At 63.7% G+C, this 14,595-nt stretch carries 11 protein-coding genes; 6 read left to right on the forward strand and 5 right to left on the reverse strand.

Annotated features, from left to right (window positions below; genetic code table 11):
* Positions 1 to 42: 42 nt before the first annotated feature.
* Together ACFVAV_RS31055 and ACFVAV_RS31060 are read right to left on the reverse strand one after the other, a co-directional pair.
* Positions 43 to 372, reverse strand: coding sequence for an N-acetyltransferase (locus ACFVAV_RS31055; RefSeq protein WP_379039135.1), 330 nt, complete (start codon positions 370 to 372; stop codon positions 43 to 45).
* Positions 373 to 1,162: 790 nt separating this feature from the next.
* Positions 1,163 to 2,083, reverse strand: a complete 921-nt coding sequence (locus tag ACFVAV_RS31060; protein ID WP_379039136.1) for a LysR family transcriptional regulator — start codon at positions 2,081 to 2,083, stop codon at positions 1,163 to 1,165.
* Positions 2,084 to 2,709: 626 nt separating this feature from the next.
* Between ACFVAV_RS31060 and ACFVAV_RS31065 the strand changes: the two genes are divergently transcribed.
* The 6 genes from ACFVAV_RS31065 to ACFVAV_RS31090 all read left to right on the forward strand — a co-directional run bounded on the left by ACFVAV_RS31065 (position 2,710) and on the right by ACFVAV_RS31090 (position 10,143).
* Positions 2,710 to 3,894 (forward strand): homogentisate 1,2-dioxygenase, encoded by a 1,185-nt coding sequence (locus ACFVAV_RS31065; protein ID WP_379039137.1) that lies wholly within the window; start codon positions 2,710 to 2,712, stop codon positions 3,892 to 3,894.
* Complete coding sequence (locus ACFVAV_RS31070; RefSeq protein WP_379039138.1) at positions 3,887 to 5,014, forward strand: alpha/beta fold hydrolase; 1,128 nt, start codon at positions 3,887 to 3,889, stop codon at positions 5,012 to 5,014. Before ACFVAV_RS31065 ends, ACFVAV_RS31070 begins: the two co-directional genes overlap by 8 nt.
* Positions 5,015 to 5,044: 30 nt before the next feature.
* Entirely contained in the window at positions 5,045 to 5,668 is a 624-nt protein-coding gene (locus tag ACFVAV_RS31075) for a cysteine hydrolase family protein (RefSeq protein ID WP_379039139.1), read from the forward strand.
* Positions 5,669 to 5,718: 50 nt separating this feature from the next.
* Positions 5,719 to 7,413 carry an FAD-dependent monooxygenase gene (locus ACFVAV_RS31080; protein WP_379039140.1) on the forward strand — a complete coding sequence of 565 codons (1,695 nt, stop codon included), beginning with the start codon at positions 5,719 to 5,721 and terminating at the stop codon, positions 7,411 to 7,413.
* 99 nt (positions 7,414 to 7,512) lie between these two features.
* Positions 7,513 to 8,997, forward strand: a complete 1,485-nt coding sequence (locus ACFVAV_RS31085) for a 3-oxoacid CoA-transferase subunit B (RefSeq protein ID WP_379039141.1) — start codon at positions 7,513 to 7,515, stop codon at positions 8,995 to 8,997.
* A 33-nt stretch (positions 8,998 to 9,030) separates the two neighbouring features.
* Positions 9,031 to 10,143 carry an alcohol dehydrogenase catalytic domain-containing protein gene (locus tag ACFVAV_RS31090; RefSeq protein ID WP_379039142.1) on the forward strand — a complete coding sequence of 371 codons (1,113 nt, stop codon included), beginning with the start codon at positions 9,031 to 9,033 and terminating at the stop codon, positions 10,141 to 10,143.
* A 296-nt stretch (positions 10,144 to 10,439) separates the two neighbouring features.
* On the opposite strand, the gene ACFVAV_RS31095 is transcribed toward ACFVAV_RS31090, so the two are convergent.
* From ACFVAV_RS31095 to ACFVAV_RS31105, 3 genes are all read right to left on the reverse strand, one after another.
* Positions 10,440 to 10,640 carry a hypothetical protein gene (locus ACFVAV_RS31095; protein WP_379039143.1) on the reverse strand — a complete coding sequence of 67 codons (201 nt, stop codon included), beginning with the start codon at positions 10,638 to 10,640 and terminating at the stop codon, positions 10,440 to 10,442.
* A gap of 19 nt (positions 10,641 to 10,659) precedes the next feature.
* Positions 10,660 to 13,734 (reverse strand): protein kinase, encoded by a 3,075-nt coding sequence (locus tag ACFVAV_RS31100; RefSeq protein ID WP_379039144.1) that lies wholly within the window; start codon positions 13,732 to 13,734, stop codon positions 10,660 to 10,662.
* A gap of 321 nt (positions 13,735 to 14,055) precedes the next feature.
* The coding region (locus ACFVAV_RS31105) for a WD40 repeat domain-containing protein (protein WP_379039145.1) at positions 14,056 to 14,595 on the reverse strand (540 nt) is incomplete at its 5' end.

Raw genomic sequence — 14,595 nt, forward strand, 5'->3', positions numbered from 1 at the left:
TATCAGGCGTTTGATGAGGAACGGGGTGGTTGCTGTGCAGGGTCAGGGGGTGATGGCGCCGCCATATCCTCGGCGGCGGTCGGTGGCGAGTGTGGCGATGTTGTAGTCGCCGGCGACGCCCGCGTGCAGGAAGACCTCGGCCGAGTAGACGGGACGGTCGTCGACGTAGCCGACCAGGTAGCGGGCAGGACAGTCGGCGCTGGGCGCCGAGCCGGCGGCATCGGCGAGGAACTGCAGCACTGTGGCGGCGGGCGGTTTCCAGTTCGCAGCGAGGACCGTAGCGTAGTCGGCGAGCTGTTCCGGAGTGGTTCCGGGCAGATCTCCAGGCCGTCGACGTGTGCCTCGGGGCGGGTCGCGTAGGTCCTGCCACATGCCAGTCTCGGTTTCCGACGGCTCTAAGCCCACGGCCTCAAGGCGCTCGGCGAGATTGTCTGGCGTGGAGGCAGGGCCGACCCCACCACGAGAAGGGGCGGGCGGTGGCGGCCAAGGTCTGGGCCGTCCCCGCGGCGCGGGTCGGGGCAGTGTCGGGGGCGAAGCGGGCCGCCGCGACGATGTTGAAGGTGCAATCTGCGCCGCCGCTGTCGGCGATCAGAAGGTCGTCGGTCTCGGTGACGGTCGCGCTTTTCGGGGTCGGTGCAGGTGACAGGTGTGCTGGGCGAGATTCTGATCTATCGGGAGCGGAAGGTCGGTCTTGTTGATCGACGGGAGATCCATTGGCCTCACGAGGATTCATTTTCAGCATGCCGGCTGGGGCACTGGCAGGTGCCTTTTCCGTGTCGGTAGACGGGCCATCGACGGGCTACACATCTGAGCAGGACTATCGAGGGGTCGGGAAGGCGCGGTGTGGCGGGTCACGCGACGGAGTCGGTCAGTGCGCCAGCCTCGACTGACGCATCGGACACAGCCCTGAGCCAGGATGCCACCATGGCCACAACCCGTTCCAGGAGCGCCCATGGCGAACAGCGTCGTCCTGTTTCAGCCGCCACCAGCCAGTGCTCCGCTGTCCGTTGCAGCGGCTCTGGCAGGTCGGGGCATGGTTTCGGCAACTCTTAGCGTCGGTTCCTGTGCTGCCTCAGCAAGATCTTGAGCGCGACTGCATGAGTCGGGCGGGTCGATCGACGTCGTTCTGTTGCACCGCTGCGCGATGCTTCGGCGCCAACGGTTAGAAGACGTAGTCGCGAGAGTCGTCGCGAAACGTGGCGATGCAGAAGTCGATGAGAGCGACAGCCCGGCTGGTCAGCTTGGTTCCACTGCTCCACGCGAGGACGGTTTCGCGTTCTGGGATCGAGTCTTGAATTGGTCGGGCGGCGAGAGGACGGCCTTCATAGCTCATCTCGATGGGCCACTGCTGCACGAGGATTGAGTATCCGATTCCCCGTGCGACGAGGCTGCGGACGACTTCGATGTTCGAACTGAAATGGCGGATGTGAGCTTGTAGGCCGACGGACTCGAGGAGTGCCGCGGCGTTTCGAGCGCTGGGGCCGTCGAACATGATGAGTGGTTCGTCGACTAGGTCGGCCAATCGGATCGTCCGGTGGGCTGCAAGTGGGTGATCGTTGGCGAGGATTACATGGGGTTTGCTGGTGCGGACGACTGCGGATTCGATCCCGCCGGGTAGATCTTGCTTGTAGAGAAACCCGAGCTCGCAGCGTCCCTCGGTGATGGCATCGAGGACGGTGTCTCCGGAGCCTTCCAGTATCTGCACGGTCAGGGCCGGGTGTTCGCGAGCGAAGTCGTCGAGCACCGGTGGGATGAGGAACGGTGCCAGAGTGGAATAGCAGCCGACGGCCAGGTGGCCGGTGATGTCGTGTTGATCGCTGGCGGCCTTGTTGTGGAGTTCGTCAGCGTCGGCGAGGATGCGCCGGGCGTCGGCGAGGATGCGTTGTCCTGCCGCCGTCAAGGTGGCAGCTTTCGAGGGTCTGCGCACGAATAGCTGCACGTCAAGGCGCTGCTCGAGTTCTTTCAGCGCCATCGATATTGCGCCGGGGCTGGTATGTGTGCTCGCGGCGGCAGCACTGATCGACCCCCCGTCGGCTACCTCCAAAAAGTACTCGAGCTGGGTGAGCGTGAACCGGGCAGGCATCAATTCTCCTGATGTTCTCAGTTGAGAACTTTAGTTTTACATAGTTTGTAGCCTATGTCACTCTCGTAGAAGTCGCGCAGTGGTCCCCATCACAGCCGAATCGGATGGCGGTAGCTGTCGAGGTCAAAGGGGCGACACGCGCGGCAGCAGACGCAATTCGACGGTGAAGGAGGTCGCATGGAATTCGTATGTGCACGCGCCAGTGCTCGTGACACCCGAGTACATCGCGATCGCCGAAGACCTCGGATGCCGACGGTGACGGATGTACGTCGTGTGCCGAAGCGAGGTTGGCTGCCACGGCCATCGCTGCGCAGGCGGGGGTCCTCTAGCACGGGCCTTCGGTCGACACCCGCGAGCGCATTGCGTGCCATCTGGGCTGGATGAAAGGGGCCGGTGTCTCCCGCATGCTCGATCAGCCTGCGGGATCGGATGTCCCGACAGAGCCAACAGGCTCCAAAAGGGCCACCAGCATGCGCCACGACGTGCTTGACCAGCCTAGAAACGCGTCCCCATCGGCCTGACAACAAACGCAGTCAGCCCAGGTATCCCGTCGGTCCAAAACAACCGCCATACCGCCAAGTCATGCCGGTCACCGCCGGCTCGAACCAGCAGGAGGGAACAGTCCCATGCCCTACTTCACCCAACTCGGCCACATTCCGCGTAAGCGCCATGTCGCGTTCCGTAAGCCCGACGGTTCGCTGTACTGGGAGGAGCTCATCGGAGAAGACGGCTTCGTCGGTGACTCCTCGCTGCTCTACCACCGCAACCCTCCCAGTGCTCTGACTGCGATCGAGCCGGTGCAGACCCCGGATGAGGGACTGCATCCGAACCAGCCGTTGTCTCCGATCCATCTGACCCCTCACAGCCTCAGCCTCAAGGGCGACGCGGTGCTGGACCGGGTCATCCTGCTGGCGAACGACGACGTCCGTATCGGCTACACCGTCGCAACTGAGGCCAGCAGCCTGTACAAGAACAGCACCGGCGACGAATTGGTTTACGTCGAAAGTGGTAGCGGCGCACTGGAAAGCACGTTCGGCCGTATCGAGATCACCGAAGGTGACTACGTCATCGTGCCCACGTCGACCATCCATCGTTGGACGGTGACCGACGGTGAGGAACTGCGTATGTTCCTCGTCGAAGCACGCGGACACATTCACCCGCCGAAGCGGTATCTGTCCGCTCGCGGCCAGTACATCGAGGGCACGCCGTACTGTGAACTCGACATTCGCCGGCCCGCCGAGCTGGTCGAGGAGTCCGGCACAGACGTGCCGGTCTACGTCCGAACTCGCACCGGCCTGACACGCAATGTCTACAAGCACCACCCATTCGATGTCGTGGGATGGCACGGTGGAATGTATCCGTGGAGCTTCAGCATCCACGACTTCGAGCCGATCACCGGCAGCCTGCACCAGCCGCCGCCGCTGCATCAGATCCTCGAGGCGCCGGGGTTCGTCATGTGCAACTTCGTGCCGCGGCTGCTCGATTACCATCCCGACTCGGTACCGATCCCGCCATTTCACTCCAACGTCGACAGCGACGAGGTCCTTTTCTACGCCAAGGGCCAGGCCAAGACCCGCCAAGGTACAGGTGTCGGCCTGGGATCGATCACCGTCCATCCGGCAGGGTTCATCCACGGTCCCCAGCCGGGCAACGTCGAACGAGCACTGGGCGCCGCGCGCGCCGACGAGTACCAGGTGATGGTTGACACTCACCAGCCGCTGTACTTGACCGCGGCACTCGAGCAGTGCGTCGACGCCGAGTACCCCTACACGTGGGCTCGTCTCGAGGAGTCGGTGGGCGGCAATGCGTGAGTTGTTGGCGGTGCCGATGCAAGCGGCGATGGGCGGCGATGTCTACTCCGGCATCGCCCGCGCCGCGGGCACCTTGTGGTGTGGGCGAGAACGCGCTACGCCGGGCCGCACTACCGACACGGTCTTGGTGTTCTGCCACCCGAGTTCCAATTTCGTCGGCCACTATGCGTTGACTCCGGCTGCTGAGCTCGGTGTCGACGCGGTCGGAGTGGCTACCCGCTACAGCGGCAACGACAGCCAGGTCATCCTCGAGAACTGCGTTGCTGACCTGGGCTCGGTCATCACACACCTCCGCGACACCGAGCGGTACGAACGAATCGTGCTTGTCGGCAATTCCGGCGGTGGGGGATTGGCCGCGCTGTATCAGTCCCAAGCCGAGAATCCCACGATCCGGGATGCCCCCGGAGGCGGCGGGACAGATCTGACCGCAGCCCAGCTACCCGGCGTCGACGCACTGGTCATGCTCAATGCCCACGCTGGGCGTGCCCACCTGCTCCAGGGCTGGCTCGATCCGGCGATCGTCGACGAGAACGACCCCTACACGCGCGATACGAGCCTGGATCTGTTCGCAGAACATCGAACGGCGCCGCTGGACCGCGAGTGGGTTGTGCAGTACCGGTATGCGCAGCAGCGCCGTATGCGCACGATCACCGAATGGGTGAAGGACCAGCTGACCCAGTTGCGTGGACTGTATGGCGACGATGTGCCCGACCTGCCGTTCCGTGTACACGGAACGTGCGCGGATCCGCGGTTTGTCGACACCACCCTCGACGCGTCGGACCGTGAACCGGGGACTCTGTGGGGCGATCCCGTCTCGGCGAATCTGCGCCCGGTGACCCTGGGCAGCTTCAGCACGCTGCGATCGTGGCTATCGCAGTGGAGCGTGACCGACACCCGTGGTTTCGGACCAGACCGCCTCGCCGAGGTCAGCATCCCGGTCTTCGTCGCATACGGCACCGCTGACCGCGGTTGCTTCCCCTCGATGGCCCAGGCGCTCTACGACGGCGTGCGCCACCCACGCCGAGAGTTGTTGGCGGTCAACGGTGCCGGGCACTACTTCGACGGCAGACCCGACCTGGTGTCGGAAACCCTCGCATCAATCATCAAATGGCTCGGCTGACTCGCCGGACCGTATCGAAGGCTCACAGACATGGAACTCACCCCCCAAACCACCGCGGCTCTGATCGTCCACCTCCAAGGAGACGTGATCGCACCGGATGGCGCGCTTGGCGACTTCTTCGCCGCCAACGCTCAGGCCCGCAACGTCGTCGCCGGCAACAACTTCCTCGCTGAGGCGGTCCGCGCGGCCGGCGGGACCGCCGTCTTCACCCGTGTCGCATTCAAGCCCGACTACAGCGACCTCGTCGCCAACTGCCCGCTGCTGGCCATGGTCGCCCAGGCGGGTTGTCTCAAGGACGGCAGCGACAAGGCCGAACTGGTGCCGGCACTGAACGTTGGTGGCAGCGACGTGGTGATCACCCACCAACGCTTCGGCGGCTTCACTAACAGCTCGCTCGACCTCGCCCTGCGCAGTCGCGGGATCACCACTCTGCTGATCGGCGGGGTCGCGACGAACATGTCGGTGGAGAGCACGGCACGCCAGGCCTCTGACCTGGGCTACCGAACCATCGTGGTTGCTGACGCCTGCAGCGCCGCCGACGACTCGGCGCATGAGGGCGCGCTGAACAACCTGGGACTCCTCGGTGAGGTGTCGACGATCAATGAGGTGAGGCAGGCACTGCAACATGCCGCAGAACCGGCCCCGACGCGGTAGCAGCTTGCCCCTGTAGCGACCGCTACATCCCCATATTGAACGAGGTAAACATGTCAACGAATCTCCCAACCACGCATTTCGACGTCATCGTGGTCGGTGCAGGACCCACTGGCGCTGCGCTGGCCGGCGACCTGGGGCAGCGCGGGCGGTCGGTGCTCCTGGTCGAACAGGGAGATGGCGTCGTACGCGATGCCCGCCTGCACGCGGTGAGCATCCGCACGATGGAACTCGCCCGCAGGTGGGGCATCGATGAGGCCTTGCGGAACTGCGGATGGCCGCTCGATCACCCGCAGGATGTGGTTTGGGGGACCAGCCTGTCCGAGCCAGAGCTCGCGCGCATCCACTGGCCCTCGATCGCGGAAATGCAGCCGCCGTCCACGAGCCCCACCTTCGCCCAGCGTTGCCCACAGATGTGGTTCAACGAGATTCTGCTGAGCTTTGCAAAAGATCAGCCGACCGTCACCACCCTTCTGTACACAGCCGTGACAGACGTGCAACAGACGTCGGAAGCAGTCACCGCGGTACTGGCCGATGGATCCGGAACCTCCGAGGTGACGGCTGACTATCTCGTTGCCTGCGATGGCGCGCGAAGCAATATCCGCCGGTCCTTGAACATCGATACCGTCAAGTCCTCGGTGTGGGGAACCTCTGCGGAGGCAATCATCCGCAGCCCTCAGCTGGCTGCGATCCCCCTGGCCCAGACGTTGGGTCGATTCACGGTGGTCGAACCGGCTGGCATGTCGATTTCGCTGCTCCCATTCGACGGTCTCGACAAGTACCGGGTCACGGTGATGGTTGGTGAGGGCGAGATCACCAAGGCAGACATGTCCGCGGCAGCCCGCAAGATCGCCGGCACCGAGGTCGAGATCGAGTTCGTTACCGACATTCTGCCGTGGTCGAACCGGGAAACCGTCGCCACCCGATTCCGGGAAGGACGAGTCTTTTTGGCCGGTGACGCCGCCCACACGATGCCCACGACTGGCGGACTCGGCATGAACACCGGCATCCAGGACTCGTCCGACCTCGGCTGGAAGCTGGACGCTGTCCTGCAGGGGTGGGCGGGGGAAGCATTGCTCGACAGCTACGACCCCGAACGCCGCGAGTGTGTGGCTCAGACCTCCGGACTGGCCAGCAGCATCTACAAGGATTGGATTGCCACCCGCACCGGCCACAAGCAGTTCTGGACACGGATACAGGCCGGCGGACCGGACGGAGAACGAGCCCGCCGGGAGCTTGCCGACTCCCTGCTGACGACCTTCCGACGCGAGTTCAACAACATCCCAGCGTCTCTGGGATACCGCTACGAAGGTTCCCCGGTGTGCATCGAAGACGGAACCCCCTCGCCAGCGCTGAACTACGAGGTGTACATCCCGACAGCCCGGCCTGGGCATCGTGCCCCGCACGTATGGCTCGAGCCCGATGTATCCACACTGGACTGTTTCGGTCACGGATTCACCCTCGTCGTCATTGGCCACGAAGAGGACACCGTTGACGGTTTCGTCACGGCGGCCCAGGAACGGTCCATGCCGCTGGAAGTGCTCGTAGCCCACTCTGCCACCGTCGATGTTCAACTGCGTGGCGCCTACGAGGCCGCGTTCGTTCTCGTGCGTCCCGACGGGCACGTTGCGTGGCGAAGCGACGTGTTGCCAGATCAGCCCGGTCTCATTCTCGACGTGGTACGCGGCGCTGTGACCGCTGATGCCCGCACACCCGATCCCCACCCTCGTCACTTCCTGAACCTCTAGCGAAGTCACGATTCAGCTGTCCCGGACCCAGCAACTCGGCCCGGTGACGTGATGCTGCCTGGACGCACGAGCGCACCGGCAGCAGAAAGGCAGGCGCAAATGGACAAAGTGGTGTACACACCAGAAGAAGCGATCCGCGGGATCGGCGACGGCAGCTCACTGGCGGTCGGCGGTTTCGGGCTCTGCGGAATCCCCAGCGTTCTGATCGGCGCCCTGCTCGCCGCCGGGGTCACCGACCTCGACGTGGTGTCAAACAACTGTGGCGTCGACGACTGGGGGCTGGGTCTGCTGCTCAGCGAACATCGCATCCGGCGGATCGTGGCCTCCTACGTCGGAGAGAACAAGGAATTCGAACGGCAATACCTCCACGGCGAACTCGAGGTCGAGCTCGTGCCCCAGGGCACCCTCGCCGAGAAGATGCGAGCAGGCGGCTCAGGCATCCCGGCGTTCTTCACCGCCACGGGGGTCGGCAGCCAGGTGGCCGAAGGAGGCCTACCGCGCCGCTACGGCCCGGACGGCAGCGTCATCGCGCATAGCTGTCCGAAACCTGTGCAGCAGTTCACCTTTGGCGGTAGGACCCGGGACTATGTCCTCGAAAAGTCGATCGTCTGCGATTTCGGGCTCGTGCGAGCCTGGAAGGGCGACCGCCACGGAAATCTCGTCTTCCGCAAGTCGGCACGCAACTTCAACCCGCTCGCGGCGATGGCTGGCAACATCACCATCGCCGAGGTCGAGGAACTCGTCGACGCCGGCGAGATCGACCCCGACGACATCCACGTGCCAGGGATCTATGTGCACCGGGTGCTGCCGCTGAGCCCGGAGCAGGCCGCGGACAAGCGCATCGAGAAACTGACTGTGCTGGCCCGCCCCACCGACGCCCCACCTGCTGCAGTGCGGGATCAATCACCGCAATCGGCGGGTCGCGGGTTGACCCGCGATCAGATGGCGGCGCGCGCGGCGGCCGAACTTTCCGATGGTGACTACGTCAACCTCGGCATCGGCTTGCCCACTTTGGTTCCCAACTTCGTGCCTGCCGATATCGAACTGGTACTGCAGTCGGAGAATGGTGTCCTCGGCACCGGGCGCTACCCCTTCCAAGGCGAGGAAGACGCCGACCTGGTCAATGCCGGCAAAGCCACTGTCACCCTGCGTGACGGAGCTTCGATTTTCGACTCCGCTACCAGTTTCGGGATGATCCGCAGCGGCAAGATCGACGCCGCCATACTCGGCGCGATGCAGGTGTCGGCCACCGGGGACATCTCCAACTGGATGATCCCAGGAAAGATGGTCAAAGGCATGGGCGGCGCCATGGACCTGGTCAGCGGCGCCAAGAAGGTTGTGGTGCTCATGGAGCACCTGGCCAAAGACGGTTCCTTCAAGATCGTCCGCTCATGCACGCTGCCGATCACCGGTCTCGGTATGGTCGAACGCATCATTACCGACCTGTGTGTTTTCGACATCACCGAACACGGGCTGGTGCTCAGAGAAATCGCCCCAGGAATCACCGTCGACGATGTCCGAGCAGCCACCGAACCCGACTTCGTCGTCGACCTCCGGCCCGCGCCGGCATTCACAACTGAATAACGACAGCCCCCTCATTTGATCAGGAGATTTCATATGGCATCGACAATGAGAGTCGCTCGCCTGCACGCGATCAACCAGCCCATGGTCCTCGAAGAACTGCCCGTTCCGGAGCCTCGGCCCACCGATGTTCTCGTGGAGGTCAAGGCCTGCAACATCGTTCCGAACCTGCGCAACGTTCTCGCCTCCTATAGCCAGTGGTTCCCCCAGCTGCCGCTGCCGAACCTGCCTGCCGTATTCGGCCTCGACACCACCGGCGTGGTCGCGGCGGTGGGCAGCCATGTCAGCAACGTATCGGTAGGCGACCGCGTCTATGTCAACCCCGGGCTGTCGTGTGGCGCTTGTCGTGCCTGTCGACGCGGCGAAGACCAGAACTGCGACTCGTACACCTTCATGGGCTACTTCTCGTTCGGCCCCGACGGGCAACGTCGCTTCGACGCCTACCCCTACGGCGGATTCAGCGAGTACCTGACCGCACCGCAGCGCAACCTGGTCAAACTCCCCGACAACGTGACCTTCGAGCAGGGCGCACGGTTCGGTTACCTGGGAACCGGCTTCTCCGCGCTGCGCCGGGCCGGCGTGGGACCGGGCTCGACGGTGTTCATCGACGGCATCTCGGGAACGCTCGGTCTGGGCACCGCTCTGAGCGCACTGGCGATGGGCGCGACCCGCGTTCTGGGCACCGGCCGAAACGCTGATCTTCTCGACGAAGTTCGCAGGATTGCCCCGGACCGTATCCATGTAGTCGCCGCCGGCACCACCACCGACCTGCGCGGCTGGGCCCGCGAGCACAACAACGGCGAGGGCGTCGACGTTGTCATCGACGCCCTGGCCCCCGACGCACCCGCCGAGGCGTATCTCAACGCGCTGACCACCCTGCGCCGGGGTGGTATCGCGGTCGATGTCGGCGGCATGATGGAACGCCCTGCAATCGACATGATCTCGGTAATGACCCAGCAGATCAGCATCCTGGGCAGTCTGTGGTTCTCCACAGCCGAAGCCCAGGACATGGCCGATCTCGCAGGTACCGGCCAGCTCGACCTGTCGGTGTTCGAGCACCACACCTTCCCGCTGGAGAAGATCAACGAGGCCCTCGACAACCTGCCGGCCCGCCATGGTGGGTTCTCCAACTTCATCCTCACCCCCTGAAAAGGCTCTGGCAGCGGGAAAATTGAGATCGGCAGGTTTGCCAATCCGGACGGGCATCGCCGCTCCGCGGCGACGAACTGGTGTGCGCAGCTACCAGACCTGCCCCTCATGTTCACAAGACGAGTGACCAGGACCGGCTGCCAGGACGTGCCGTCCACCACCTGGCCCTGATGAACTGGCTTCGTGCTCGATCAGACCTGATCACACTCGGTTGTTCTACTCGCCGGCGTCATCGGGTCCAAAGGAGACACCGTTTTGGTGTGGTGCGACCATGGATTTCGGTCACAATCGCATCGTCACCGATCAGCCGCGGCAACGCCAGAGCCGTCGGGATTCTCGCTGGCGACCTCCACCGCACAAGCATCGGGTTCCTCCTGGACCCTGTGACGGTCGACGCCGGCATTCTCGGCCAGCGCCTCGCTCATCGGCGAGGCGCTGGCCATCGGCAGGATCGGCGTATCGAACGGCACGCCATCCCACGACCCGTTCGGTGCCACCGGCGTAGTGGTCAGCAATCTAGGTATGGGGCGTCGGGCGGTCTTGCAGAGCGAAATCGGTGGCGACATCCGGGCTGAGGCCGTGGCCACGCTGGTATGCGATGTGGAATAGACGCTCGCCGAGGCTGCGACGCGTTGTCCGCTCACACTCTGTGCGAAACGGCGACATGTTCGGGAAGACCGTTGTGTCAGCGCTCGACGCTGGCCACAATCCATCGGCGGCCCCGAGTAGGACGGCTGCACGCTCGAAGTCGTTGTCGGCAGCAGTTATCCACGCCATGGCTTGAAGGTTGAACGCCGCTGCGATCGGGCTGTTCAGTCTGCGGTTGAGGTTCAAAGCCTCCTTGACCATCTGCTGCGCACGGCGGTTCTCACCTCGCTGCCATGCAGCTACTGCTAGCCCGCGCAGGGCGCCGCAACGATAGAACAACTCGCCACACGGTTCGGTTACTGCCAGCAGCTCCTGATGGCGCTTCTCCGACTGAGCAAAGTCGCCTAAGACCTCGGACGCCCAGCCGAGATATGCCAACGCATTGATATAGCGTGCTGATGTCCGCTGCGCGTCGAGAGTCCGTACTGCCCGTCGGAGCGATCCACAGGCGCGAATCGGATCGCCGCTCAGCAAAGCGAGGCTACCCTCTGCATGATCGACCTGCGCTCGGATCATCGGGTCAGGCGAGTGAGCTGCAAGTCTCTGGGCGTCACTCAAATGTGCTGTAGCAGAGGTGAAGTCACCATGGGCGGCGGCAAGTTGTGTGATTGCGCGCAGTGCCGCGACGCGGTCGGCAACCGAACCGACGTGGGACTGGTCCAAGGCGCGAGCGAGCCACGATCGACCTTCGCCGTACAGTCCGCGGAAGAACCAGAACTCGTAAAGTGCTGCAGCGGTGCGCAGACCCGCTTGAGCAGCATCCGCTGAACCCTCGGCGAGGAGCGACTCGAGCGCTTCGCGGATGTTGAACTGCTCACGGTCCAGGCGGGCGATCCAGTCAGGCTGCTGATGTCCGATCCACCCGGCCTCGGCGTCCACTGCCAGCTTCTGGTACCAATCACGGTGCCTACGGCGCAGTTCGAGGTCTTCGTCGAACATGCGAAGTTTGTGCCTACCGTACTCGCGGAGCGCTTCGAACATCCGGAAACGCACCACGGTCCCCATCTCCTGTCGGTCCACGATCGACTTGTCGACAAGAGAAGACAACGCGTCGAGGGCGCTTTGTAAGGGAAGACCTCCGCTGCAGATCGCTTCTACCGCGTCGAGTTCGAACCCGCCTGCGAACACAGATAGACGAGCCCACATCCGTTGCTCGACTGGAACACACAACTCGTAGCTCCAGTCGATACACCATTGCATCGTCTGCTGCCGCATTGGCGCATCGCGGCTTCCACGTGAGAGCAGCGAGTAGCGGTCGTCGAGGTGCTGCAGGATTTGATCGGTGGACATCGAGCGCAGTCGTGCCGCAGCCAGCTCTATCGCCAAGGGTAGGCCTTCGATACGGGTGCAGATCTGCGCCACGGCAGACACGTTTGCCTGATCCACGTGGAAACCCGGCACGGCGGCGGCAGCACGGTCAGAGAACAACGCCATCGCATCGAAGGAGGACATGGTGGCGGGTGCAACCTCCTGGCCCGGTTCAGGCACGCCCAACGGCACGACATGAACAAGCGCCTCGCCGGCGATATTCAGCGGTTCGCGACTAGTGGCCAGGATGCGCAAGTCCGGACATCGCTGCAGCAAGGTGCTGGCCAGGGGCGCGACTGCATCCACAATGTGCTCGCAATTGTCCAGGACGATCAACGCGTGCCGTGGGATGAGAAACCCGGTGAGGACTTCGAGCAGCGGCGAGAACGACTCGTCGCGAACGCCGAGGGCTGCCGCTATCACATCGGTCAGCAGGGCACTGTCGGAGATATCGGCGAGGGCGACTAGCCAGGCGCCGTCTGCGAAGTCAAACGATACAGCTGATGCGGCGCGCAGGGCCAACCGTGTCTTTCCCACACCACCGGTGCCGGTCAACGTTACCAGCCTCGATGTCGACAGCAGGTCCTTTACTTTTGCCAACTCGGCACGGCGGTTGATGAAACTCGTCAACTCCAGCGGCAGATTTCCGCGGAAGCCATCGGAGACCCGGTCGGCTACCGAGGGGGCCGCGGACGGTGGTGTGCGGTCGGTTTCGTTCTGGGCTTCGGGACGGAGGTTGGCTGGCAAGGCCATCACATCGACGGTGAATTGGTGGTCCCGCTGGACTTGCCGGGCGAGCTCGCCGAAAGCGGAGGCGGTAGGGCGCTGACTTGCGTTCCGGTTCATAGCCGTTGCCACGAGTGCGGCAACATCCTCCGGCAGTCCGCTTTCTCTCAGGTCTGGCACCGGATGCGTCGTTATTCGGAGGAATTGGGTCACCACATTTTCGCCCGAGCGGCGTTCGAACGCTGCGTGTCCCGTGAGAGCGCAGAAGAGTGTGGCGCCGAGCCCGTAGATGTCTGCGGCCGGAGTCGGGGTGTCGCCCTCCAGGACTTCGGGTGCGATGAAGGCGGGTGACCCTGTCAGTGTTCCTTCGGATGTCCGGAATCCGCCAGCGACGTGTGCTATTCCGAAGTCTGTCAGCATGGGCTCGCCATAGTCGCTCAGCAGGATATTCCCCGGCTTCACGTCGCGATGCACGATTCCTCTCTGGTGTGCGCTCGCGAGAGATCCGGCAATCTTCAGGCCGACCAACACTGCCTGTTCGACAGGGATCGAACCGCCTCGACGAATCCAGGCATCCAGTGAACCCAATGGATAGTAGGGCATGACCAGGTAGGGATGGCCGCTGCCGGTTGCGCCGGCCGCCAGGACGGTCACAATGTTGGGATGTCCGGTCATGCGCCCCATGGCTCGCTGTTCGCGAAGGAACCGTGCTTGATTGTCGATATCCAACTCAGCGGTCAACACCTTGACCGCCACTGTTCGCTCCAGCGCTACCTGCCAGCAGCGGTAGACCACGCCGTATCCACCATGTCCGATCTCCAATGCATCGTCGAAACCGGCAGCCGCCAGCTCCGCCGTGAGGGGAGTAACCACTTCGCGGCGTGTCTGCAGCGAATCATCATCGGGCATCGGTCGGATCTGACTTGGCAGACTTTGGGCAGCCGGGCATCATCTGTTCACCTTCCGCCTATCCCCAGCGTATCCCCAAAATGGATCGCCGTGGCCGCTGTCATCAGCCGCCCGTTAATCGGCTGTCGAGTTGCTAAGACAGAGGCGCGTGTGCCGCTGCATATCGGCCGCAGGCTCGACCCGCCGTGCCTCACCGCCTGAGAGTGTGACCGGATTTGGCTGAGTCTGATATCTCCGAAACCACCAGGTGGACACCGCCCAGCCCTAGCACGAGCGCAGATTCCACCGCGGTGACTGGATAAACAATTCCGCTTCGTGGGATCAGTCGGGGCTCCTCGGCAGTCCGGGACAGAGCGTCCGGTACGGAGTGGTTGGTGAAATCCAACGTGCCCAGTTCTTCTCGCTCATGTTTGCGTGGATTTTTTCGCAAAGCGGGGACGGCGCACCTGCCGAGGTCGACCAGATCCGGATGGTCGCGTCGCTGCTGGCGCTGGCGAGGCGGGTGCCGTCAGGGCTGAACGCCACATTAGAGACAAGGCCGGTGTGTCCGGTGAGTGGTTCGCCGATGGGTTGGCCGGTGCGTGGGTCCCAGATGCGGATGGTCTTGTCGCCGCCAGCGCTGGCAAGGCGGGTGCCGTCAGGGCTGAACGCCACACTGTAGATCGCCTCGGTATGTCCGGTGAAGGGGTCGCCGATTGGTTGGCGGGATTGTAGGTCCCAGATGCGAATGGTGGTGTCCCAACTGGCGCTGGCCAGGCGGGTGCCGTCCCTGCTGAACGCCATGCTCGATACTAGGCCGGTGTGTCCGGTGAGTGGTTCGCCGATGGGTTGGCCGGTGCGTGGGTCCCAGATGCGGATGGT

The organism is Nocardia sp. NPDC057663 (assembly GCF_042799895.1).
In the GTDB taxonomy this organism is placed as follows: Bacteria; Actinomycetota; Actinomycetes; order Mycobacteriales; family Mycobacteriaceae; genus Nocardia.